This is a genomic window from Sebaldella sp. S0638 (assembly GCF_024158605.1).
GTDB lineage: Bacteria > Fusobacteriota > Fusobacteriia > Fusobacteriales > Leptotrichiaceae > Sebaldella.
Genome location: NZ_JAMZGM010000008.1, coordinates 51,971 through 77,244, shown reverse-complemented (window position 1 = coordinate 77,244; position 25,274 = coordinate 51,971). Strand labels below are relative to the sequence as shown.

At 34.9% G+C, this 25,274-nt stretch carries 20 protein-coding genes; 15 read left to right on the top strand and 5 right to left on the bottom strand.

What is annotated here, in order from left to right; genetic code table 11:
• Window positions 1-30: 30 nt before the first annotated feature.
• Window positions 31-2,604: an ATP-dependent chaperone ClpB gene (clpB, locus tag NK213_RS04145; protein ID WP_253346992.1), complete on the bottom strand. Its 2,574-nt coding sequence runs from the start codon at window positions 2,602-2,604 to the stop codon at window positions 31-33.
• Between the two features lie 436 nt (window positions 2,605-3,040).
• On the opposite strand from clpB, the gene NK213_RS04140 reads away from it, so the two are divergent.
• From NK213_RS04140 to NK213_RS04085, 13 genes are all read left to right on the top strand, one after another.
• On the top strand, window positions 3,041-5,086 hold the full coding sequence (locus NK213_RS04140) for a BglG family transcription antiterminator (RefSeq protein WP_253346991.1): 2,046 nt from the start codon (window positions 3,041-3,043) through the stop codon (window positions 5,084-5,086).
• A gap of 43 nt (window positions 5,087-5,129) precedes the next feature.
• Window positions 5,130-6,521, top strand: coding sequence for a PTS mannitol transporter subunit IICB (locus tag NK213_RS04135; protein WP_305879859.1), 1,392 nt, complete (start codon window positions 5,130-5,132; stop codon window positions 6,519-6,521).
• Window positions 6,509-7,006 (top strand): PTS sugar transporter subunit IIA, encoded by a 498-nt coding sequence (locus NK213_RS20590; RefSeq protein ID WP_371926366.1) that lies wholly within the window; start codon window positions 6,509-6,511, stop codon window positions 7,004-7,006. Before NK213_RS04135 ends, NK213_RS20590 begins: the two co-directional genes overlap by 13 nt.
• Window positions 7,007-7,017: 11 nt before the next feature.
• Window positions 7,018-8,163 (top strand): mannitol-1-phosphate 5-dehydrogenase, encoded by a 1,146-nt coding sequence (locus tag NK213_RS04130; protein ID WP_253346990.1) that lies wholly within the window; start codon window positions 7,018-7,020, stop codon window positions 8,161-8,163.
• A gap of 217 nt (window positions 8,164-8,380) precedes the next feature.
• Entirely contained in the window at window positions 8,381-9,073 is a 693-nt protein-coding gene (locus NK213_RS04125; protein ID WP_253346988.1) for a GntR family transcriptional regulator, read from the top strand.
• Between the two features lie 235 nt (window positions 9,074-9,308).
• Window positions 9,309-10,988, top strand: a complete 1,680-nt coding sequence (ilvD, locus tag NK213_RS04120; RefSeq protein ID WP_253346986.1) for a dihydroxy-acid dehydratase — start codon at window positions 9,309-9,311, stop codon at window positions 10,986-10,988.
• Window positions 10,989-11,196: 208 nt separating this feature from the next.
• The gene (locus tag NK213_RS04115; protein WP_253346984.1) at window positions 11,197-12,231 is read left to right on the top strand and encodes a TRAP transporter substrate-binding protein; all 1,035 of its coding nucleotides are present in this window, start codon (window positions 11,197-11,199) and stop codon (window positions 12,229-12,231) included.
• Between the two features lie 93 nt (window positions 12,232-12,324).
• Window positions 12,325-12,804: a TRAP transporter small permease gene (locus NK213_RS04110; RefSeq protein ID WP_253346981.1), complete on the top strand. Its 480-nt coding sequence runs from the start codon at window positions 12,325-12,327 to the stop codon at window positions 12,802-12,804.
• On the top strand, window positions 12,801-14,081 hold the full coding sequence (locus NK213_RS04105) for a TRAP transporter large permease (protein ID WP_253346979.1): 1,281 nt from the start codon (window positions 12,801-12,803) through the stop codon (window positions 14,079-14,081). The genes NK213_RS04110 and NK213_RS04105 overlap by 4 nt, the downstream gene beginning before the upstream one ends.
• Before the next feature lie 16 nt (window positions 14,082-14,097).
• Entirely contained in the window at window positions 14,098-14,775 is a 678-nt protein-coding gene (locus NK213_RS04100; RefSeq protein WP_253346977.1) for an RraA family protein, read from the top strand.
• Between the two features lie 483 nt (window positions 14,776-15,258).
• On the top strand, window positions 15,259-16,197 hold the full coding sequence (locus NK213_RS04095) for a 1-phosphofructokinase family hexose kinase (RefSeq protein ID WP_253346972.1): 939 nt from the start codon (window positions 15,259-15,261) through the stop codon (window positions 16,195-16,197).
• Window positions 16,198-16,338: 141 nt separating this feature from the next.
• Window positions 16,339-17,859 (top strand): phosphomannomutase/phosphoglucomutase, encoded by a 1,521-nt coding sequence (locus NK213_RS04090; RefSeq protein ID WP_253346970.1) that lies wholly within the window; start codon window positions 16,339-16,341, stop codon window positions 17,857-17,859.
• Between the two features lie 154 nt (window positions 17,860-18,013).
• Window positions 18,014-18,493 carry a DKNYY domain-containing protein gene (locus NK213_RS04085; protein WP_253346968.1) on the top strand — a complete coding sequence of 160 codons (480 nt, stop codon included), beginning with the start codon at window positions 18,014-18,016 and terminating at the stop codon, window positions 18,491-18,493.
• 54 nt (window positions 18,494-18,547) lie between these two features.
• Here NK213_RS04085 and NK213_RS04080 read toward each other — a convergent pair whose 3' ends face one another.
• From NK213_RS04080 to NK213_RS04065, 4 genes are all read right to left on the bottom strand, one after another.
• The gene (locus NK213_RS04080) at window positions 18,548-21,232 is read right to left on the bottom strand and encodes a glycoside hydrolase family 38 C-terminal domain-containing protein (protein ID WP_253346966.1); all 2,685 of its coding nucleotides are present in this window, start codon (window positions 21,230-21,232) and stop codon (window positions 18,548-18,550) included.
• A 97-nt stretch (window positions 21,233-21,329) separates the two neighbouring features.
• The gene (locus tag NK213_RS04075) at window positions 21,330-22,394 is read right to left on the bottom strand and encodes a PTS fructose transporter subunit IIC (protein ID WP_253346964.1); all 1,065 of its coding nucleotides are present in this window, start codon (window positions 22,392-22,394) and stop codon (window positions 21,330-21,332) included.
• 71 nt (window positions 22,395-22,465) lie between these two features.
• The gene (locus tag NK213_RS04070; RefSeq protein WP_253346962.1) at window positions 22,466-22,771 is read right to left on the bottom strand and encodes a PTS fructose transporter subunit IIB; all 306 of its coding nucleotides are present in this window, start codon (window positions 22,769-22,771) and stop codon (window positions 22,466-22,468) included.
• Window positions 22,768-23,223 carry a PTS sugar transporter subunit IIA gene (locus NK213_RS04065; protein ID WP_253346960.1) on the bottom strand — a complete coding sequence of 152 codons (456 nt, stop codon included), beginning with the start codon at window positions 23,221-23,223 and terminating at the stop codon, window positions 22,768-22,770. Before NK213_RS04065 ends, NK213_RS04070 begins: the two co-directional genes overlap by 4 nt.
• Window positions 23,224-23,480: 257 nt before the next feature.
• Here NK213_RS04065 and NK213_RS04060 point away from each other — a divergent pair, with 257 nt between their 5' ends.
• Together NK213_RS04060 and NK213_RS04055 are read left to right on the top strand one after the other, a co-directional pair.
• Window positions 23,481-24,635, top strand: a complete 1,155-nt coding sequence (locus NK213_RS04060; protein WP_253346958.1) for a replication initiation protein — start codon at window positions 23,481-23,483, stop codon at window positions 24,633-24,635.
• Window positions 24,636-24,703: 68 nt separating this feature from the next.
• Window positions 24,704-25,126, top strand: a complete 423-nt coding sequence (locus NK213_RS04055; protein ID WP_253346956.1) for a hypothetical protein — start codon at window positions 24,704-24,706, stop codon at window positions 25,124-25,126.
• Window positions 25,127-25,274 lie beyond the last annotated feature (148 nt).

The window sequence follows — 25,274 nt, the reverse complement described above, 5'->3', positions numbered from 1 at the left end:
TTTATTTGTTAAGTATTAAGCATAAACTATTTACACAGGAAGATTAACATTATAACTCAATGTATAACCGTCACTGTCTATAAGTACAACATCATTTTCCTTTACTTCATTAGAAAGAATCATTTTTGAAAGATTAGTTTCTATATCTTTCTGAACAAATCTTCTCAAAGGTCTTGCACCGTAACTCGGGTCATAAGCCTCTTTTACTATAAAGTCAAGAGCTGCATCTGTATATTCTATTCTCATATACTGTTCTTTTAATTTTTTATTGATATCATCAAGTACAAGACGTACAATTCCTTTTACATTTTCTTTATCAAGAGCTTTAAAGACGATAATATCATCAACCCTGTTCAAAAATTCAGGTCTGAATCTCATCTTAAGTTCATTCATTACACCGTCTCTTGTTTCCGGCTTCATTTCAGGGTCTTCAAGGATAAGATGGCTTCCTAAGTTCGATGTCATAATAATTATTGCATTTTTAAAGTCTACGACTTTTCCTTTTCCGTCTGTAAGTCTTCCGTCGTCAAGAAGCTGGAGTAAAACATTAAACACATCAGGGTGTGCTTTTTCTATTTCATCAAAAAGTATAACAGAGTACGGCTTTCTTCTGATAGCTTCTGTAAGCTGTCCGCCTTCTTCGTATCCGACATATCCCGGAGGTGCTCCTATTAATCTTGTAACACTGAATTTATCCATATATTCACTCATATCTATTCTGACAATATTATTCTCATCATCAAATAAATTATATGCAAGAGTTTTCGCAAGATAAGTTTTACCAACTCCTGTAGGACCTAAGAATATAAATGATCCTATTGGTCTGTTCGGGTCTTTTAATCCTGCACGCGATCTGATAATAGTGTCGCTGATAGCCTTGATAGCATCATCCTGTCCTACTACCCTTGCTTTTAGATGATCTTCAAGGTGAAGTATTTTATCTTTTTCACCTTCCATTAGTTTTGACACTGGAATACCAGTCCATTTTCCTACTACTTCTGCTATTTCTTCGCTGTCAAGTTCTTGTTTAAGAAGCCTTGCACTGTCTTTTTTTGTTTCAAGGTCTGTTTCTTCCTGTTCTTTCTTTTTCTCAAGCGCGGCTAGTTTACCATACTTTAATTCAGCAAGTCTATTCAGGTCATAAACTCTTTCAGCCTCCTGAATTTCTAATTTTACTTTATCTATTTCCTCATTGATTTTCTTTAGAGTGTCCACTTCCTGCTTTTCAGCTTCCCACTGGCTCTGCAGTGTATTTTTCTTTTCATTAAGGTCTGCAAGCTCTTTTTCCAGAGACTCAAGTCTGTCCTGTGAAGCCTTGTCTTTTTCTTTTTTCAATGCTTCCCGTTCAATCTCAAGCTGTAATACCTTTCTTGTAACCTCATCAAGCTCTGTAGGCATAGAGTCTATCTCTGTCTTTATTTTCGCAGAGGCTTCATCAATTAGGTCAATTGCTTTATCCGGTAAAAATCTGTCGCTTATATATCTGTCACTCATAACAGCAGCAGCTACAAGTGCATTATCAGTAATTCTTATACCATGGAATGTCTCGAATTTTTCTTTCAGACCACGGAGTATAGAAATAGTATCCTCTACAGAAGATTCAGGTACCAAAATAGGCTGAAATCTACGCTCAAGAGCGGGATCTTTTTCTATATATTTTCTGTATTCTTCAATAGTAGTAGCTCCTATAACTTTGGCATCTCCACGGGCAAGCATAGGTTTCAGAAGATTCCCCGCATCCATTGCACCGTCGCCTTTTCCTGCACCCACAATAGTGTGTACCTCATCTATAAAAAGTATGATTCTTCCGTCACTGTCTTCTATTTCTTTAATAACTGCCTTTAATCTTTCCTCAAATTCACCTCTGTATTTTGCTCCGGAAATCAATGATCCCATATCAAGTGAGAATACAGTCTTGTCTTTCAGACTCTCAGGTACGTCACCTTTAAGTATTCTCTGTGCTATTCCTTCGGCAATGGCTGTTTTACCAACGCCAGGCTCACCTATAAGAATCGGGTTATTTTTGGTTCTTCTTGAAAGAATCTGTATAGCACGTCTTATCTCTGTATCTCTTCCTATAATAGGGTCGATTTTACCTTTTCTTGCGAGTTCCACAAGGTCTTTTCCGTATTTTTCCAATGCATCGTATGAATTCTCAGGAGTAGTATTGTCTACTCTTTTATTACCTCTTACATCGGTAAGAACATTTTCGAACTGTTCTTTATTTATATTATTTGCTTTTAGAAAGTTATTATTATCAAAAGCAGCTAAGAATAAATGTTCTGTGCTGATATAAGAATCATGGAATTTCTTCATATAATCTTCGGCCTGCACAAGAACTCTGTTTAACTCTGCATTAGGTCTGGGATCTCCTGAAGAACCTTCTATTTTCGAGAAAGTATCCAGTTTAGCTGATAGTTTATTTATAAGATTAGATGTATTTATTCCCATTTTTTGTAAAAGCTTGGGTATTAATCCTTCCATTTGACCGACTAATGCAAGCAGTAAATGTTCTACCTTCATATCCGGACTTTTGTATCTCACAGCGTAGTTATGCGCCTCTGAGATGGCTTCCACGCTTTTTTCAGTAAATTTATTTTCCATATAATCACCTCGTATTAATTTAGCACTCACCTAATAAGAGTGCTAATAATTTTATATCATTTTTACAGTAAAATGTCAATAGGAAAATTAAAATTTTTAAAGATTTTTTTTCGTTGATAATTCAGGCTTAGGATAGAAAAGTCATTGACTGGAAATCATTTTTTATACTGTTTGTGTGGGCAGTAAAGAGCAGAGAATCTTTTTAATTACAAAAAAAATTAATTTTTGCTTTTTATATATAATTAAGTTAATGGAAAGATTTGTAAATGATTAAAAAAATAGAATGAAGGTTCAAGTTTTTTTCGCGGTAAGTATTGGATATATTGGCGGAATCATAGTTATAAAAAATCCTTTCAAAAAATTATGAATGATTTTGTAGTTTTCTTTTTACACTTTATGATGTAAATTATTAGTGAGTGTATCAGGGGTGATAAAAATGTTGTCAAAAAAAAGTCTGGATATTTTGATACTGCTTGATGAAGCAGGAGAATTAAAAGAAATAGCAAATAAACTAAATTTGTCAGAGCGCGCTATCAGGTATGAAATAGAAAACCTGAATTATTATCTGGGCAGATTTGGTTTTGACGAAATTCAAATAATTTCGCGAAAAGTGGAGAAACCGGAAAATTTAGATTACAGTATTGTTCTGGAATATCTGAATAAGGAAAATTATGCGTATTCCAGAGAAGAAAGAACCGACTATATTCTTGCCAATTATCTGTTTAATTCACAAAATCTCAAACAGATAAATCTTGAAGAAAATCTAAATGTAAGTTCTACCACTGTAGCCAATGACATGGCAAGGGTAAAAGATGTTCTCTCCTTAAATAAGCTTGAGTTTAACAGCTATTCTAAGGATTTTGAATATATAAAGGGAGCTGAAAAGAATATAAGACGTTATATTCTGAACTTTTTGCTCGAGTATTTATTTATTGCAAAAAAGTATCCCGGTGAAATAATGGTAAAAACGGTCATAGAAAACTATTTTTCTGATATAGACCTGAACTATATAAGGGAATTTATAAAAAAAATACAGGAAAAAATGGGAAAGATAATATCTGATGAAGCGTATAAAATTCTTACTCTGTATCTTCTGATAATGATAAAGAGAGTCAGAGAGGGAAAAATACTTGGTGAGATAAATAATCCTAATTTTATTACATCAAGTGATGAATTCAAGATAATATCAGTAATAATCAGCAGCCTGGAAAAAAATGCCCGTGTAAAATTCAGCAATCAGGAAATAATGGCTTTTTCCGAATATGTTTTGGGAAGCCATTCGTATAACTTTGATTATTCATATTATGAAAACTGGATACAGCTGGAAATACTTGTAAATAAATTAATAGTAGATATTAACAGCAAAATAGATACTAATATTTTAGGAGACAACATACTATTTGAAGGTCTTTTAAACCACCTGAAACCTGCGATATACAGAATAAAGCAGGGAATAAAGCTGGAAAATGCCATTTATGAGGAGGTATTGGATAATTACCCTGAACTGTTTTTGATGATAAAAGATTCCATGCAAAAACTGATACACTATCTGGAAGTGGAAATAAACGACGACGAAATTGCCTTTGTAACAATACACTTTAAGGAAGCCATAGACAGAAGAGCGGAAAAAACCCTGAAAAATGTAATAATAGTATGCGGCTTCGGATACGGCAGCTCAAAACTGCTGAAAGAAAATATAAAAAAATATTTTGAGGTAAATGTGGTAAACACTCTGCCGATGCATAAATTTGAAGAGATAACAGACTTTAATAATATTGACCTTATCATATCAACAGTTCCGATAAAAGAAGACACGATTCCCGTGATACACGTAAATCCCATACTTACAAAAGAAGATCTGGAAAAACTGGAGTCTTACGGACTGGATAAAGAAAGAAAACTGATATATCTCGAAGAACTTTTGGAAATAATAAAGGAACATGCAGATATAAAAGATGAAACAGGACTTATAGAAAGTCTTAAAGAAAAGTATAAAAATAAAATAACTTTCAATGTGGAAAATAAGAAACACAATTTGGAAATAATACTTGGAAAAGAGAATATATATACCAATCTGACATTTGATTCATGGGAAAATGCCCTTTATTTCGGGGGAGAAGTATTGGAGGCAAAAGGAGCTGTGAGTTCCGACTATGTGGAAAGTATTATAAATATACTGAAAACACATGGGAGCTACATGGTAATAAATGAACATATTCTTCTGGCACACGGAAGAAATGAAGATAACGTTTTTGAAACATCGATGATACTCATGACTTTGAAAGATTACATAGAGTTTCCCAATGATAAAAAAATAAAGATAATAATTCTTTTTTCCAGCAGGGACAATCAGGAACACCTGAATGCACTGCTAAAACTTACCGAACTTCTGGATGAAAAAGATCTCTATAATCAAATAAAGGATCTTGCTACAAGCGATGAAATATACGAGAAAATATTGAGTCTTACAGAAGAGAAATAAAAAATAAATATATAAAAATACGAAAAATCGGGAGGAAAAGAAAATGAGCGATAATTCAGCAAGAGTACAGGTGCAGAAATTCGGAAGATTTCTAAGCGCCATGGTAATGCCAAATATAGGAGCTTTTATAGCATGGGGGCTTATAACAGCATTATTTATACCTACAGGATGGCTGCCAAATGAAAATCTGGCTAACTTGGTAGGGCCTATGATATCATATCTGTTACCGCTTTTAATAGGATATACAGGTGGAACAATAGTTGGCGGAAAAAGAGGAGGAGTAGTCGGAGCTATCACTACAATGGGTGTAATAGTAGGAGCTGACATTCCGATGTTCCTTGGAGCAATGATAGCAGGACCTCTTGGAGGATATGTAATAAAGGCTTTTGATAAACTTCTTGAAGGAAAAATCAAACCGGGATTTGAAATGCTTATAAATAACTTCTCAGCAGGAATCATAGGTATGATACTTGCATTAGTAGCATTCAAGGCAATAGGACCGGCAGTGCAGCTTCTAACAAAAGGTTTGATGTTTGCAGTTAACCAGTTAGTAGCAATGAAACTTTTACCATTAGTTTCTATAGTAATAGAACCGGCAAAAATATTTTTCCTTAATAATGCAGTAAACCACGGAATATTCACACCGCTTGGAACAGAACAGGTTACACAGATGGGGAAATCTATATTCTTCTTAATCGAAGCTAATCCGGGACCAGGATTGGGAATCTTATTGGCTTATACTGTTTTTGGAAAAGGGAATGCAAAACAGTCAGCACCAGGGGCAATAATTATACACTTTTTAGGTGGAATACATGAGATTTACTTTCCGTATGTATTAATGAATCCTGCTTTATTCTTAGCTGTAATAGCCGGGGGAATGACAGGAGTAGCTACAAATATGCTTTTAGGAACAGGACTTGTGGGGCCGGCTTCTCCGGGAAGTATAATAGCAATAGGACTTGTTACAGCCAAAGGAAGTATGTTTGGTGTAATGTTGTCTGTGCTTCTTGCCACAGTGGTATCTTTCCTTGTAGCATCTATATTCGTAAAGAGAGCAGCAGCAAACGCAGATGATGATGAATTTGAAGCAGCAGCAAGCAAAATGGCTGACTTAAAAGGCGGAAAAGCAGGAGCAGATATAGCTGATATAAACAGCGGTGAAATCAGAAAAATAATAGTAGCATGTGATGCAGGAATGGGTTCAAGTGCAATGGGAGCAAGCCTTCTTAAAAAGAGAGTACAAAACGCAGGGCTTAATGTAATAGTAGAAAATAAAGCAATCAATGAAATACCAAAAGATGCCGACATGATAATAACTCATCAGGATCTAACAGCAAGAGCAAAAGGTGTGGCACCTGACAAAATTCACTTATCTTTGACTAATTTCGTAGACGGAGATTTTTATGACGAGGTAGTGAAGAAATTAAAAAAGTAGACGGCTCATCGGACGTTAATCTGAATAAATCAGAAACTCCTCAAACTGGTGAGCAGAAGAAAGAGGAAATTTTAAAGCAGTCAAACATTAAGCTTGGTCTGGCTTCGGTATCAAAAGAAGAAGCTATAAAACAAGCCGGAGAATTATTGAAAAATGCAGGATATGTGGAAGATGGATATATAAACGGTATGCTTGAGAGAGAAAAGCTGGTATCGACATATCTGGATCATAATATAGCAATACCTCACGGTGAAGCAGAAGTAAAAGAAAAAGTAAAGAAAACAGGAATAGTGGTACTTCAGTATCCGCAGGGAATAGATTACGGAGACGGACATATTGTAAAACTTCTGATCGGAATAGCAGGAAAAGGAAACGAACATATAGATGTTATTGCCAAACTTGCAGGAATTCTTGATGATGAAACTGAAGCAGAAAGACTTGTAAATTCAACAGACGCTGATTATGTGTATAATTGCTTAAAATAAAGGAGGCAGAAATGAAAAGAGCATTACATTTTGGAGCAGGAAACATAGGCAGGGGGTTCATAGGGAAGATCATGTCAGAAGCAGGATATGAAGTGATTTTTGCCGATGTTAACACACAGGTAATAGATCAGCTGAATATAGATAAAGAATATGAAGTGGAAGTAGTCGGTGAAAATTCAAAAACTGATATTGTAAAAAATGTCAGCGGGATAATGTCTAATGATCCGGAAAAGGTAAAGGAAGCCGGACTTGCTGTAAGTCTTATTACTACAGCTGTAGGGCCTAATGTACTGAAAATAATAGCAGGATCATTTGCAGATATAATAAAAGCAAGAAAAGAAAAAGGCATGGAAGAAGAACTAAATATTATAGCATGTGAAAATATGGTAAAGGGAACTACATTTTTGAAAGAAAATATTTATGAAAAGCTGAATGAATCAGAAAAAGAATATGCCGAAAAATATATCGGATTTCCTGATTCAGCAGTGGACAGAATAGTTCCTCCCGTGAATGCCCAAGGGAAAAAGCCTACATATGTGGTAGTAGAAGAATTTTATGAGTGGATAGTGGACAGAAACTTGATAAAGGGTGATCTGGAACTGGAAGGTATGATAAAGACAGATAATCTTATGGCATATATTGAAAGAAAACTGTTTACTCTGAATACCGGACACGCAATAACTGCTTATATAGGAAAGTACAAGAAATACAAGACCATTGATGAAAGTATAAAAGATGCCGATATCAGAAACATAGTAAAAGGTGCTATGGGTGAGAGCGGGGAAGTCTTAATAAAAAGATACGGTTTTGACAGGGAAGCTCATTTTAAGTATATAGATAAAATCATAAAAAGATTTGAGAATATATATCTGAAAGATGATGTAGAAAGAGTAGGAAGACAGCCGATAAGAAAACTCGGGAAAAATGAAAGACTTATAAAACCACTGTCAGGTACTCTGGAATATGGTACTTCCAATGAAAATCTGGTTACAGGAATTGCTTATGCATTAAAATTCGACGGAAGCGACGAAGAAAGCGTAAAACTGAACAGTATGATGAAAGACAAGGGGTTAGCCGAAACTTTAAAAGAAGTAACGGAAAATTCTGTCAGTGAAGATATAATTGCAAGAATAGAAGGAATTTATAATAAATTGTAAAATTAAACTGAAAACACATCAGAGAATTACTGCTGGTGTGTTTTTAAATTTAAAAATAAATAAGTATATTGACAAGTATTGTTTTTTATATTTCCCGGCTTTACAGGCGAAAAATTTTGTGCTAAAATTAGAGGAAAATACTAAAAATTTATTAAATATAGTCAGTGAAGAAAACCTGAAACTTTTAAATATGAAACAGATAGCGTGGTGTTGATTTATGATTTTAAAAATGCTGAAACAACTGGAAAATGAAAAAATGTCTTCATGGGTCGGCAGAGTATTGGAAGCGAGTATTTCGGAATTATATCTGCTTCCGGGACAGAATATAAGCGAGGAAGAAATTATTAAAGAATTAAGTGTCAGCAGAACTACAGTGAGAGAAGCATTGATAAAGCTGTCACAGAATAATTTAATTACTATTGTACCCCAAAAAGGAACAATAATTAATCTGATTAATCTGAAACAGATTAATGATTTTTTGTTTCTGCGTACAGTTGCAGAAAAAGAGATAGTGAAAAAGAGTGACGGTATTTTTAAAGATAATAAATTGATTGAACTTACACTTAATTTTAATACACAGGAAAAAATCATTTCATTAAACGGAAATAATTTTTATGATATTATAGAGCTTGATAATCAGTTTCATCAGATAATTTTTGAAGGTTATGGGATGAAAGAAGTATGGAATATCTTAAAGTCACATCAGCAGGATTATAACAGACTCCGTTATCTGGGACTTCAGGAAAAGATTACGAACCAGACTATGCTTAATCAGCATGATGAATATTTGGAGCATATAAAAAATGGCAATACTAAAAAGCTGATTCCGTTGATAGAAGCTCATCTGGACGGTTTTGAAAGACACTTTGGTTCACTTGTTTCAGAATATCCGGAATATTTTCAAAATTAGGTAAAATAAAAAAAACATTTAATAAATGAATGATAAAATAATAGAAGACAGAAATATAAATGATTATAATGCCCATGGCATTGTTTTATATACTGTCTTTTTTGTTGTATCATTTTTTCTCAATAAAAAATAAATGTAAAATTAGTATTGACAAATATGAAGAGATGAACTAAAATAATTCCATATATACTACTTGTATGACTAGTAATATAAGAAAGTATTCGGGAGGAATTATATGCATTGTAAAAAAGAACAGTTTAATCCGATTCTCCGGGGAGAATTAGGGGCTTTGAAACGTGCATTATACAAAGCCTGTGGACACACAGGAAAACAATTGGAGAAGCCTGTTATTGGTATTGCCAACAGTTATACGAATGCCACTCCGGGTCATGCCGGATTAAACGAAGTCTGTGAACAGGTAAAAGAGGGAATTACAGCAGCAGGAGGCGTACCTATGGAATTTGGTACTATTGCTCCCTGTGACGGTATCGCAGAAGGGCATGAAGGTATGCGCTATATACTTCCTGCAAGGGATGTAATAGCCGCATCTGTGGAATGCATGACACGTGCACACCGTTTTGACGGACTTGTAATTATAGGGTCTTGTGATAAAATTGTGCCGGGAATGCTGATGGCAGCTGCAAGACTTGATATTCCGGCAGTTTTTATTAACGGTGGTCCCATGTATCCTGCATGCTATAAAGGCAAGCACTGGGACGGGAATATTATTTCCGAAGCAATTGGATGGAAACACCAGAATTTAATTGATGATGCAGAATTTGAAAAAATTGAAAATCTCGCAGAACCCGGTATAGGGTCTTGTACTATGTACGGAACAGCTAATACTATGGGGTGCCTTGCAGAAGCTCTGGGTATGTCTCTGCCGGGAACATCTACTATTCCGGCTGTACACAGCGGAAGACTGCAGGCTGGTTTTCAGACAGGAGAAGCTGTGGTAAAGCTTGTTCTGGACGGCATTAATGCCAGAAAGATTATAAATAAAGAATCTGTTGAAAATGCAATGACATTTTTGACTGCAACAGGTGGTTCGACAAATGCTATTATGCACCTGCAGGCTATTCACGCAGATGCAGGATTAGGGGAACTTGATTTATCGGAATTTGATAAGTTCAGTAAGAAAGTACCGCATATAGCTGCTATTTATCCTGCCTCTCCATATGATATGGTAGATTTTGACGAAGCAGGAGGTACGGCAGCTGTAATGAAAGAATTAATAAAATCAGGATTGATACATAAAGAAGTGCTTACAGTAACAGGGAAGTCAGTAGGGGAAAACTATGAAAATATGCCGTTTACCAACCGATCCGAAGTAATAAAGACAACAGATATTCCGTTTCACCGTGAGGGAGGAGTAGGCGTACTGAAGGGGAATATTGCTCCTGACGGATGTGTGGTAAAACCGGCGGCTATTCCTGAAAATATGATGAAATTCACAGGGAAAGCAGTGGTCTTTGAAAGTGAGGATGAATCGGTAGAAGCTATTTTGAGCGGTGAAATAAAGCCGGGGTCTGTACTTGTACTCAGATATGAAGGGCCGAAAGGCGGACCGGGAATGCCTGAGATGTACCGTCCTATGAAACATCTGGAAGGTATGAGTCTTTCTGATTCATGTGCACTTATCACTGACGGACGTTTTTCGGGTTCGAACCGGGGACTGTTTGTAGGTCACATTTCACCTGAGGCATCAGAAGGCGGAATGTTGAGCCTTGTAAAAAATGGGGATGATATAGAAATTAATATTCCGGACAGAAGTATAACACTTCATGTGTCGGAAGATGAATTAGAGAAACGCAGAGAAAACTTTACACCGCTTGTAAAGACTGTTAAGGACGGGTATTTGCGTACTTATCAGAAAAACAGCAAGTCTGCTGCAAAAGGTGCAGTCGTGGAATAAAAAGAAATATTACAGAATTAAGACAGACAGAATTTTACTTGGTATTTTCCAAATGTTATACTGAAAAGTTCAATATGTTTGTTTTGTAACTCTGTATGTGTTTTCTGTCCGGAAAATGTCAGTTCTCTACAAAATTTTATAAAAACAGCAGAATGTACAGTGATCCAACAGATGCACATTTATATGAAATTTTAGGAGGTTTGATTTTATGAAAAAATTGGTTGTAATGTTATTTACTGTTATATTATTACTTTCAGCTTGCTCTAAGAATTCGGATACTGCATCAAAAGAGGAAACAGCTGATAAATCAAAGGGGAAGTCTGTTATTATGACTGTAGGGTACGGTGTACCTGAGAATCATTTTGAACATGCGGCAATGGTGAAGTTTAAAGAGTATGTGGAGGCGAATTCAAACATCACTGTAAAACTGGAACATTCGAATAAAATAGGTGCAGATAAGGATATGCTGGATAAAATTCAGATAAATATGGCACAGATGAATTTGCCGGGTGTTGGTCTGCTGGGAAATATAGTACCGGAATTTAATTTATTAACGCTTCCTTATATATTCGACAGTCAGAAAATAGTAAATGAAGTAGTAGACGGGCCTGTGGGTCAGGAGCTTCTTGATAAACTTGAGGCTAAAGGGTATGTAGGACTGGGATTCGGAGATTTCGGCTATCGGAATGTATCAAATAATAAAAAGCCGATAACAACATTAAATGATATCAAAGGTCTGAAAATCAGAACTATGGCTACAGAAATTCCACAAAAATTCTTTAATTCCTGCGGGGCTCTTGCCACTCCAATGGCGTCTAATGAAGTATTTACCGCATTAAGCAATGGTAATATAGACGGTCAGGAAAATCCAATTCAGAATATCTATTCAAACAAATTCTATGAAGTTCAAAAATATATCAGTATGACACACCATGAATATACATTAGTAGTTTTTGTTGTAGGGAAAAAATGGTACGATCAGAGAACGGAAGATGAAAAGAAAGTGTTGCAGGAAGCAGCAAATATTGCAAAGGATTATATGAGACAAGCAGTAAATGATGCAGATGCAGAAGCTCGTAAAAAAATAGAAGAATACGGAAAAACACAGTTTAATGAGCTTACACCTGAGGGAAAAGCAGAATTTAAAGCAGTTGCCAAAATAGTAAATGATGAGTACGGTGCAAAAATTAATCAGGACTTATATGACAGACTTTTGGCAGAAATTGAAAAAGCTGCAAAATAGTTCGTTTCAGGCAATGAAAAACTATGGATATTCTGCCCGGAGAAAGCAGAATAAGGTATAGGATTATTATATTAAGTAAAGAGGGTGTTTTGTTTGAAAAGATTTATAGATAATATAGAGGAGTATATTGCTGTTGTACTTATGGCTTTGCTTATTTTTCTTTGTTTCATTCAGGTTATTTTCCGTTTTCTTCTGAACATGCCGTTAGGATGGACAGAGGAACTGGCGAATTTTACTTTTATTACATTGGTATATATAGGATCATGTATAGCAGTAAAACGTTCCAGACATGTAAGAGTGGAAATTATTGATTCTTTTATACCTGAAAAATATGAAAAAGTGTATAAAAATATTGTGGACTTTATCTGCATGGTATTTGTTGCTATTGTTGCATATAATTCTGTTCCTTTTATAGCAAGAGCAATGGAATATCATGAAAGAACAGCTGCACTTCGCTGGAAAATATGGATAGTTTACAGTATTATCCCTGTAACAATGGGTATTATGTGTCTGAGATATATACAGAATATTTATGGCAGATGCAGGGATAAAAAAGGGGATGGTAGAGTATGACAACATTTCTGATTATGATTGTTATTTTTGTAGTTTTAGTTTTTGCAGGTATTCCAATAGCTTTTTGTATAGGAATATCTTCTATGTCAGCTCTTCTTATCGACGGAATATCGTTAGAATTCATGGCCCAGTCAGCATTTTCAGGATTAAACAGTTTTACATATCTTGCCATACCCATGTTTATACTTGCCGGTCTTGTGATGGAATCAGGGGGACTTTCAAAGAGAATTGTTGCTTTTGCCAGCACTCTTGTAGGGAATGTATACGGTGGTCTCGGAATTATAGCAGTAATAGCCTGTGCTTTTTTTGCGGCAATCTCAGGATCGTCTCCTGCCACTGTGGCAGCAATCGGGTCTATGCTTGTACCTACTATGATCAGAAAAGGTTATGATAAGGATTTTTCCGGTGCGTTGGTAGCAAGTTCAGGAACACTGGGAGTTTTGATACCTCCATCTATTCCTATGATTTTATTTGCCGTGACAGCAGAAGTATCTGTGAGTAAAATGTTTATGGCCGGATTTTTGCCGGGATTTTTACTGACTTTCGCACTCTGTGTGCTGGTTAATTTTATATCACGGAAAAAGGGATATAAAACAGATGAGGGGAAATTTCATCTGGCTAATGTATGGCAGAAATTTAAAGAAGCTTTTTGGGCTTTAATGGCACCTGTTATTATTCTCGGAGGTATTTATCTCGGATTCTTTACTGCCACTGAAGCGTCGGTAGTAGCAGTTATCTATTCTTTACTGGTAGGTTTGTTCATCTATAAAGAAATAAAGCTTAAAGAACTGCCGGGGATATTTACAGCAGCTGTTACAACTACAGGAACTGTTGTTATAATTCTGGGGTTTGCTACAACTTTTGCTACTTATTTGATTATGAGCGGAATACCAGATCAGCTCGGAACGGCAATTTTATCAATTACAAATAACAGGCTTATTATTCTGACATTATTCGTAGTTTTGGTATTTTTTACCGGTATGTTTATTGAAACTGCGGCGTTGATTCTGATCTACACCCCGCTTTTTCTTCCTATGTTAAGAAATCTGGGAGTAGACCCGATTCACTTTGGAATAATTATGGTTATGGGAACACAGTTAGGAATGATGACACCGCCTGTGGGTGTAAATTTATTTGTGGCACAGGGTATATCAGGATCGTCCATTCCGGGACTGACCAAGAAAATCATGCCGTTTATTTTTGTGATGCTGGCAGTACAGCTTGTACTGATTTATGTTCCGCAGATTGTAATGTTTTTACCAAATTTTGTAAAATAAAAAAGGAGGCTGCAAAATGGCAGAGTGGAAAAATGATGAGCAACTATTTGAGTTAATTGAGAAGGAATTGTATACGGCTGTTATCGGGGATATATGTGATTTGGAAGGCAAAAGGAAAAATTTTCTAAGTCCTGATATCAGACCGCTTGACGGTCCGATAAGCCAGAGATGCATGGCCGGACGTGCGATGACAGTTTTGGAAGTAAATACTTTTTTTGACAAGGAAGATGATCCCCAGCCTTTCGGGCGTATGCTGGAAGCTTTGGATGATCTGAAAAAAGGAGAGATTTATATCTGTGCAGGAGCAGGAAGCTTTGCCACAATAGGGGAACTTATGTGTACTGCAATGATAGCACGTGGTGCAAGAGGCGCAGTAAGTGACAGTTTTATCAGGGACAGGGGAATAAAGGAACTGGATTTTCCTGTATTTTCCACTGGGTTTTATGGTCAGGATCAGCGCGGACGCGGGAAAGTAATTGATTTCCGTGTAGATATAGAGATTAATGGTGTAAAGATTCAGGACGGAGACCTGATAGTCGGTGATATCGATGGTGTCATGGTAGTACCGCGTGAAATGGAAGAAGAAATCATAACTAAAGCTTTGGAAAAAGCACGCGGAGAAAAAATAGTACAGGAAGAAATACGTAAAGGGATGCTGGCTACCACAGCTTTTAAAACTTACGGAATTATGTGATTTTAGGTAAATAAACAAGAGATAAAAGATAATTAAGCTATTCAATGCTATTCTAAGTTTAAAATATAAGGCTGCGGTAATGTTCTTTACCGCAGCCGTTTTTTATATAAGTCCGAATACATATTTTCCAATGAAAAAAGCTAAGACCAGTATTATTAGAATAACTATTTTTGTAAAAAACAGATTTTTTATAAAACGAAAAATTCCGTAAAATACAAAAATAGCCACTAAAATAACTATAAAATTAGTATATTGTCCCATAATTTCTCCTGTTTAAAAGTATTACAGATATTATACAGGATAAGCCGGAATTCTTCAATAGATATAGAAAATAATAAAATCAGATAATTTCGGACATATTTCGGTATAAGTCAATAAAGTGTCTGTATAATATATTTTTGGTGCAAATAATAAATTTATTTTTCTTTTCATTTAGCGGGGAATAGGGTAAAATATTAGAAAAATGATTACCAGAGGTGAAAAATGCTGTACACGGTTACATTGAATCCCGCAGTGGATAAAGTAATAGAAATTGCAGGAATTCTTGAAAGAGAGCAAAATAATAAAATAAAAAAAGTCCTTTATGATATCGGCGGGAAAGGATGTCATGTATCCACGGTATTTTCCGCTCTGGGACTGCCTAATATTGCTACAGGGTTTATCGGCGGGGTTAACGGAATAAAGCTTGTGGAATTAATGGAAGAAAAAAATATAAAGTGTGAATTCATAAATGTGGAAAATACAAATACAAGAGAATGCACAATTCTTGTAGATGAGTCAAATCTCGGAAGCTATATGGTAACAGAAGCGGGAGAGCTTCCTGATAACAGGTCATATAATAAACTGCTTGAGAAAATACAGCGGGACATAAAGAAAGAGGATATAGTGGCATTTTCAGGGTCACCGGCTGCGGGATTTTCCGCTGAAAAGTATTGTGAGATATTAAAAACGCTGAAAAATACCGGAGCTAAGATATTTCTGGATGCCAGAGATGAATATTTGAAAGAAGCGATAAATTTGGAGCCTTTCTTTATAAAGCCCAATAAACATGAATTTCAGGAATTGATAGGAAAAAAACTTGAAAGAACAGAAGATTTTATAGAGGAAATAAGAAAACTTAATGAAAAAATCGAGATAGTGGCAGTGTCGCTCGGAGACGGAGGGAGTATAGCGGGAATAAAAGGAAAGGGAGTATACGGTTTTATTCCTCCCAAAGTAGAAGTATTAAGCGAAACAGGCTGCGGAGATATATTCGTAGGCGGTGTAATTTCACAATATTATCTGAAAAAAGACATAGAGGAAATTTTTAGATTTGCCACAGCAATTAGTGCATCAAAAGCAACACATTTTCTGAGTTCGGACTTTTCACTGGAACAGACCAGTAAATACCTGCCTTATGTAGAGATAATAAAATATAAATAGCGCAATTGATAAATAACAGATAATAACTGCGTTTAAGGCTTGTGTCCGAATACTTCAAAAAAATTGAAATAAATAAGCCTTTAAAAAATACCGGGAAAAATGCTATAATAAAACAAATATAAAAACACAGGAGGTCTAGGTGTGGAGAAAGTTTTAAGGAAATTACAAAGCGGTTCTGATATCAGAGGAATTGCTATTCAGCATGAGGATAAACAGGTGACTCTGAATAGGGAGACTGTGGCAATACTTGCGCAGGGATATGTGAATTATATAAGTAAGAAACTGGGTAAAAATCCTGAAGAGATTTCAGTTTCAGCAGGGACTGATCCGAGAATTACCGGAGGAAAACTACAGTGTGCCTTTATTGAAGAATTACTTGATGCGGGAATGACAGTTTATGATTTTGGTATAGCAACAACACCGTCTATGTTTATGAGTACAATTTTTGAAAAGTATAATTGTGATGCAGCTGTTATGTTTACTGCAAGCCATCTTCCTTTTTACTATAACGGGATAAAGTTTTTTACTAAAGAAGGCGGATTTGAAAAAGAGGACATTAAACAGGTTATAGAGAATTCTATAGACATTTTGAAAAATTCTACGGTTAAACAAACTAAAAAAGGAAAAATAGTGAAAACTACTATTATAAAGGATTATTCTAAGTTTTTAGTAGAAAAAATCAGAACAGAAGTAAACTCAAAAAGAAATTATGAAAAGCCCCTTGATGGTCTGCATATAGTGGTAGATGCAGGAAACGGATCAGGAGGATTTTTTGCAGAGGAGGTTCTTGAAGTTCTCGGAGCTAAAACTGCGGGAAGTGCTTTTTTGAATCCTGACGGACTTTTTCCTAATCATGTGCCTAACCCGGAAGATGAAACAGCAATGGGATTTCTGAAAAGAGCAGTTCTGAACAGTAAAGCAGACTTTGGGATAATATTTGATACAGATGTGGACAGAGCGTCATGTGTAGATAAGACAGGCGAGGAAATAAACAGAAACAGACTGATAGCACTGTCTTCTGCCATAGTTCTTGAACAGAATCCGGGAAGTACAATAGTAACAGATTCTATTACTTCTGATGAATTAAATGAATTTATTACAAAGCTTGGCGGAAAGCATTTCAGATATCAGAGAGGATATAAAAACGTTATTAACAAAGCAAAAGAATTAAACGAAAAAGGAATAGAATGTCCTCTTGCCATAGAAACATCAGGACATGCTGCTTTCAAGGAAAATAACTTTCTTGATGACGGTGCTTACCTTACTGCTAAAATATTAATAACTCTGGCAAAGCTTCATGAACAGAATAAGAATATAGAAGACCTTCTTGAAGGATATAAGGAGCCGCTTGAATCAAAAGAAATACGTCTGAATGTAAATACACAGACAATTAAAGAATATGCGGACAAAGTAATAAGCGAGCTTGAAGATTTCGTAAAAGCAGACCCTGAATGGTCTCAGGTAGAGGAAAATTACGAGGGAATAAGAGTAAACTGTAAAAGCCCGGAAGGAAGCGGATGGTTCTTACTAAGATCATCACTGCATGAGCCGATAGTTTGTATAAATATAGAAGCGGGTTATGCAGGCGGAGTAGAGAAAATAGAGAAAAAACTTGCTGGATTTTTGAAAAAATACACTGAAATAGACACTTCAGCTTTATAAAAAATATTATTTGAAATAACAATACTGTCAGAATTATCAGATTTTGACAGTATTTTTTTAGAAGTTTTATATATAAAGCACAGCAGTGACAATTATTCTTTCTTTATTTACTTGTGAATGTTATAATAAATAAAAAATTAAGGAGTTATAAATTATGAAAAAGGTATTATTTTTATTTTTTCTGGTTTCATTGATGAGTTTTTCATGTAAAATGCTGGTAAATCCCGGTAAGCCTTATGAAATATTAAATAATAAGGTCTATTACAAAGGAGCGCGAAATGTGAAAATAGAACTTGAAGCTGCGGATTCAGTTACTTTTCAGACAGTTTCATATTCCATAGAGTCATGTGAATACAGAGACTACGGTAAAGATAAGAAAAATGTGTATTTCAAAAATGTGAAGATAGAAGGAGCAGATCCTGCGAGTTTTGTTATGCTGGAACAGGGATATTACAAAGATAAGAGATATCTGTATTTTTACGGGAAGAGGCTGAAAGACAGTGACTCGAAAAAAGAGATAAAGTTTATTAAGGATAACAAAGATACAGACTGTATTCCATGGGGAGACGGAGGCTGTGTAATAAATAACGGACATAAGTATAAAGACGGGATAAAATATTTTAAAGGCGCCTAGGAAAAACAGGAATTATTATTCTAAATAAAAATCAGGGAATAAGCCCTGATTTTTTTATATGATAATTTTTAAAGTAAGGATTTCTGCATTTTTTAAATCCGGCAATATGTAACAGTCATTTGAAAATTCGAGATTTCCTAAAGAAGCTGTTTCTTTCAGATTCGTAATAGAAACGGATTTATGAGGAAAATTTATTTTCAGTCTGTTATTTACAGAAAGGCTCTGAGAAGGATTAAATAATCTCAAAATGATACTTTTATCTCTTTCTGCTTTTTTCAGTGCTGATATTTCAATGTTGTCACCTTCTAATTCAACATACTCTTTTCGTAAAGGACGGCTTCCGGTTTTTATATCCTCTAAAAACTGTTTTACAGCCACAGGTGCAGAATAAAGTGATACCAATCTCTGAATCCGCGCGTCGGAATAATTTCCTGAATGAGGAACAATTGCAAATTCAAACTCATATTTTCCCGTCATTTGTGAATCCGGGGTATTAAATTCAATTCCGCTCACTCTGCCCGGACGTATTTCAAGGTCTGATTTTCCCATTTTTCCTACACTTCTCAAAAGAGTAAGGGCAATAGTATTGTTATTATAAATTTCATATTCTGGAAGACCTGTGGATAATAGGGCAATTCCTGTTTCTCCGTCGGAAATATCGGCAAATCCCTGCATTGGATATATTGGCAGCGGTTTTGATTTATAATTTAATTCTTTCCAGTTATCAGGAATTGAAATATGATTTTCCCTCTTTATAACTGAAAAGTGGTCTCCTGCATATGAAAAATCCGTAGAAACAGGTGCACTGCATAAAACCTTTATAATATGATCATGTGAATTATTGCAAAGCTCTGTTTTTACTGCTGCCATTTTGGAATCAGCCTTTAATGCAACAACAGTTTTGATTTTTAGTTCTGTAAGCTCACTGGTTCTCCCTGTTCTGTTAGGAGTCAGCGCCTTTGGAATCATCATTGTATGGTTTATTTCAAAAGCTGTTTCAAAATTATTCTCATAAAGCTTTTTGATTTCTGCTTTTAGATTTTCAGTGGTGAAAATTTTGTCGTTTTTTGGAGGAGAGTAGTCGTATTCATCGCCGTCGTCTCCTTTTTCCTCGTATATTAAAGCTGAGAACTGTTTTCCGCTTTCTTTCTCAAGAATATTCAGTGAACCGTTTTCTTCAATAGTTATTTTCAGATATTTGTTTTCCATATTATTTTCTGACGAAAATACCAGATTTTCATTGCTATCGGCTGTTTCATTTTCTCTTATATCAATAACTTCATATCCTCCCGCAGGAAGAAAATCTGACGGAATAATAATTTTATTTTTCCAGAATACATATTTTGTATTTTTACTGTAAGAATCCAGAATATAATTTTCTGATGCAATATCCATGGCAAGGCTTATATCGGTCTCTGAAAGATCAGTATTCACAGCTGAAATAATTTCATAAGGAATTTTTTCACCCGAAGACGAATATACGGAAAATTCTTTTTCTTTAGTATAAACCGTGATCTCAATAAATTTTTCCCTTTTGTAAGGCAGGGTATTTACAAGAAGAACAGCTCTTCCTTTTATCTTGGAAAGATCAAGTTCTCTCTCCATATATCTGAAAAACATATTTTCAAGCTCTCTGTTTATCTGTCCTGAATATTTAAATCTGTTCATTATATCATCATGGCTTTCATCGGTACAGCATGTGCATATACTGTCATGAGCCTGATTTTCAAAGAGATACTTCCATGATTTATTAATAAGTCCGTTGGAATAGATACCGTCTTCAAGACAGGCAAATGCAGAAATCGGCTCAATAACAGAGGATATTTTATGTTCAAGGGTTTTATTCAGATATTTTATGTCCATTCTGCTTGAAGAATCACCATAATGAACTCTCTGCTCTTTGGTATTTCTTAATTCACCGTGTAAAACCTGTAATTTTCTGTTGTTCTTTTTCAGTGCATTTTTTATATCCTTAGTCAACAATTCAGGATTTGATATTTTTATATTTAAATCATAATTATTTTTTTGGAAATATTCATTTGCATAATTAATAATATCAGGAAGGCCTTTTTGTATAGTAGTATGGTCGCCGCCGCCCATCAGCATAATTTCGCCGTCTTTGAATCTGTCGGCTATTTTTTTTTCAGTTTCCATAATTTTTTTTACAGCTTCTTCTTTATCCGCGGGAAGGTATCTGTTATACCCGTATCCTAACGGGAAGTGTATTCCTAGTATTTCAGAACCATCAGGAGACTGCCATGAAAATACAGAATCATCAATATCATCACAGGCAATGCCACGCCAGACAAGAACAGATTTCAAATCAAAACCGTTTAATATCTGGGGAAGCTGTGCAGACTGCCCGAAAGAATCAGGGATATAGCCTGTTTCCATAGAATGTCCCATGTCGTCGGCGATATTTGAACCGATTAAAAGATTTCTCACAAGAGATTCACCGCTGATAAGATAAAAGTCAGGCTGTGTATACCAAGGGCCTACAAATAATCTTTTATCAGAAATAAGTTTTTTTAGTTTTTCTCTGTTTTCAGGGTAGATTGTGAGATAATCCTCAAGAATAGAAGTCTGGGCATCATACATAAAATAGTCAAAATTTTTATCATTCTCCAGAGTATCCAGAAGAATTTCCATGCTGTAGCCGAGTCTTACCCTGAAAGCTTCAAAGGTCTTATGCCATTCTCTGTCCCAGTGAGTATGGGGGATATAATGTAAATTTTTCATTTGCTTCTCCTTTTTATTATAATACCAATACCCGGACAGTATTGCCTGATAATCTCATCCAAGTCTGCCTGAGTATTGGTATATTTTTTTATAAATTTTAAACTTGTCCGGGTACTAATTCCTGAACCGGTTTTCTTAGCAGTATATTTGCAAATGCTATAAATAATGCACCTATAAATATAGACAAAACGTATAAAGGCCATTTTTCCACAGTAAACCATCCGTAAAAACCTGAAATAGGCGCAGGATTATTAGCTCCGAACATAACTGCAAGAGCTGAGGCTAGTGCAGAGCCTATTACATTTATAGGAATAACTCTAAGCGGTGATTCTATGGCGAAAGGTATCGCACCCTCTGAGATACCCACGAGTCCCATTAAAATAGAAGATTTTCCGGCTTCAAGCATTGATTCGTCATATTTTTTCTTTGACAGCAGAGTGGCTATTCCAAGTCCAATAGGAGGAACAATTATAGCTACCTGTGCAGCAGTATTAGGTGTAGTGATTCCGGAAGTAAGGAGAGCCATAGCTGTGGTAACTGCGGCTTTGTTAACAGGGCCGCCGAGATCAAAGCCGACCATTCCGCCGATAATTGCAGCAAGAACAATTTTGTTCGTTCCCGTCATACTTGTAAGCCATAGTTCAAACGCTTTATTAATACCGGCAAGCGGTACACCGACAACATACTGCATAAGAAGACATGTAACAAGAGTCCCTAAAACAGGTGCAAGGAAAATAGCTGTGATGCCGGCTGCAAAATCAGGAAGCTGCATTTTTTCAAGAATAAATTTTACAACATATCCTGCGAGTATACCAGCTACAAGAGCACCAAGGAATCCTGTATTCATATTTTTAGCCAGAAGTCCCGCTACGAATCCCGGTACTATTCCCGGTCTGTCTATAATGGAAAAAGCTATAAATCCTGCAATAAACGGAAGCATTAATCCAAGCGCAAGACCGCCGATACCATCCATAGTGTGAAAAAGTTTTATCAGAGCATGGCTGCTTTCGGCATGTGATGCATCCCAGATATCCACAACCCCGTAAAATGAAGAACCTATTCTTGCTATTCCCATAATAACAGCCCCGGCTATAACCATCGGAATCATATATGAGATTCCTGTCAAAAAGTGTCTCTTTAAATCAATAAAAAAATTTTTCATGTTTCCTCCTAAAATCAATTTCAAAATAGCAGATAAAATTATTAATTTTCGTTTCTTTAGAGTATGGATTATTATAGTGCCAAAGCATCTTCTATAGCTTTTTCAGCATTTTTGATAGCTTCTTTCACAGAAATTTTGTGTATGATTTTATCTTTAAATCTTTCTTCTTCTCTTACTTTAGTTTCCACGGCGAATATAACAGCATCAGCATCAGCAGCTTCCTGTACGGTAATTTTATTTTTTATTCCTGTAGCTCCCTGAGTTTCCACCTTTATATCATAATTTAATTTTTTTCCGGCATTTTCAAGAGCCTTTGCCGCCATGAATGTATGAGCTATACCTGTGGGACATGCTGTAATAGCAACTATTTTTTTCATTTTGAATCCTCCTTTTTTGTAATAATCTGATAAATTTCATTTTCATTATCAGCTTTTTTTATATTGGAAATAAAGTTTTCTTCCATAATTTTTGATGCAAGTTCAGAGAGTATTTCTATGTGTGTGTCTGAAGAGTCTTTTTTTACAGCAAGCATAAAGATGATGTCGATTTCTTCATTTGTTTCAAAATTCCATATAACCGGTTTTTTCAGTGCAGCAATACACACAGAGTTATCTTTTACAGTTTCAGACCGTCCGTGTGGGATAGCGGTGTACTCGCCCACTTCTGTGCTGGACTCAAGTTCCCTTTCATATATGGAGTCTCTGAATTCAGCGGAAGAGTTTATTCTGCCTTCTTTTTTCAGCATGCAGATAAGCTGTTCAATTGCCGAATCTTTGGAATCTGCGTCCATATTTACGGCAATAAGTTTTTCACTGTAGAGATTTGACATAATAAATTCCTTTCTGTTATTAATAAAAACTCATGAGTATTTTTATATATAAGTTCCAGACTGAGAAAAATTTTTACTGATCAGCCATGGTATTAGAAGTATATAGCGAAAAGATATATAGTCAATCAAAAATTGACAAATTTTTTTCAGAAGTCGTCTTTGAAAATAAAAAATACTTGAAAAATAAACCTAAAAAAACTATAATCAGATATAGACGACGAAAAAATATTTTGAAATCGTTATATAGGAGGCGGCTTATGAACGGGAATTTTTCTAATAAGATAAAAATGTCACTTACTATGAATAAACCACAGAAAAAGCTGTTTAAATATCTCTTTCTTGAAGCAAAAAAAGCATATGAGGAAGATAAAAGCACAATAGAATTTACACTTGAAATAAAGAAAATATTCAGATATTTAAATGTGAGATATAATATTATAGAAATTTTTGAATTTGAAAAAAATCTTGAAAAAATATTGGAAAACAAAATTATTTACACTGTTATTTCTGCGGATAATACTGAAATTATGAGGGGAAGATTTAATCTTCTGTGTTCTTACAGTATACAGCAGGATATACTCAGCTATGTATTTCCGAAAGAAATAATGGAAAGCACAGAACAGAAAAATTATTTTTCTGCCCTTGATTTTTTGGTTTCCATAGAACTGGAGCTGGAGAGAAGTCTGGTATTATATAAAGAACTCGGAAGGAATCTGGATGCGGGAAAAAGAAAAAACAGCGTGGAAATAGAACTGGAGAAGTACAAAGAGTTAATGGAAGCTGCTGATATATATAAAAGAATGTATGATCTTGAGAAAAAAATCATAGAACCCACACTAAAAGATATAAATAATTACTCACAATACTTCATAAGCATGGATAAAATAAAAGAAAACGACAACCCGAAAAGTAAAGTGAAATCTCTTGTTTTTCACATATATTCAAAAGAGGATAACGAAAAGATACAGCATCTTCTTAATATGTTTCCTGCTGATCTCAGGCAGAAAAATAATATAAGGGAAAAAACAGAAGATTTTTATTTTAGGGAAGGATATGACTTTGTATATAAAGTCATAAAATATTCTAGGGAAAAGCACGGAAATCTCTCGCTGGAAGATATGTTTTTCAAGACACTGGATGAGATATATGTGGAAAATAAAGAAGAAACAGAAGGATTTATGCTTTATGAGGAAATAAAAACCGGACTGGAAAAATTTTCAAAATTTAAAAACAGAATGGGCAGAATCCTGCTTCAGACCAGATTTGAGCTTCCTGTGCTTTTGGATATACTAAATACCCTTGCTATAGAAAAGAATCTGAAATATGAAAATAAATATTATAAAATAACAGCTTGTTATTCAGAAGATCCGGCAAAAAGATTTATAAAAATATACAAAAATACAAAAAAATAAAAAACTTCACATTAATATCACATTGCAGTGATATAATAAGTGTAACAAAGAATATTGCGGAGGTATATATGAAAAAGAAATTAGCTGTTTTATTTATTCTATTTGCAGCAGTTCTAACAGCGGGCAGTGTATCGGAAGACCTGATAAAGAAACAGAATAAAATAAATGAAAAACAGAGACAGATAGATGATAAGAAGAAAACAAACCAGATAAAGTACAAGGATAACAAGGGTAAACTTACAGAGAAAAATGCAGGTATCGCTGCTGATCAGAGAGAGCTGGATTATGAAAAGGCAAAGCTGAAATTTATGAAAGATAATAAAGATCTTCTTGTGAAAATAGAAAATAAAAAAACGGAAATACATTATGAAAGAAGAAAGAATAATCCTGACTGGGCAAAAATAGACAAAATGATTTCCGAAAGGGAAGCATTTGAAGATAGTTACAGAGATAAAGAATTAAAATTTGAAACAAATTATGCAAAGAGATAAAATATGAAAAATGGACTGGTAATTTTGAAGTAATTTTCAAAATTTGAAAGGTCCTTTTTTATTTTATGAAAAATACAGCAGCTTTTATTATGCTTATGAGATTATTCCTGAGTTTGTTTTTGATATACTCAGATATAATAAAAGCTAT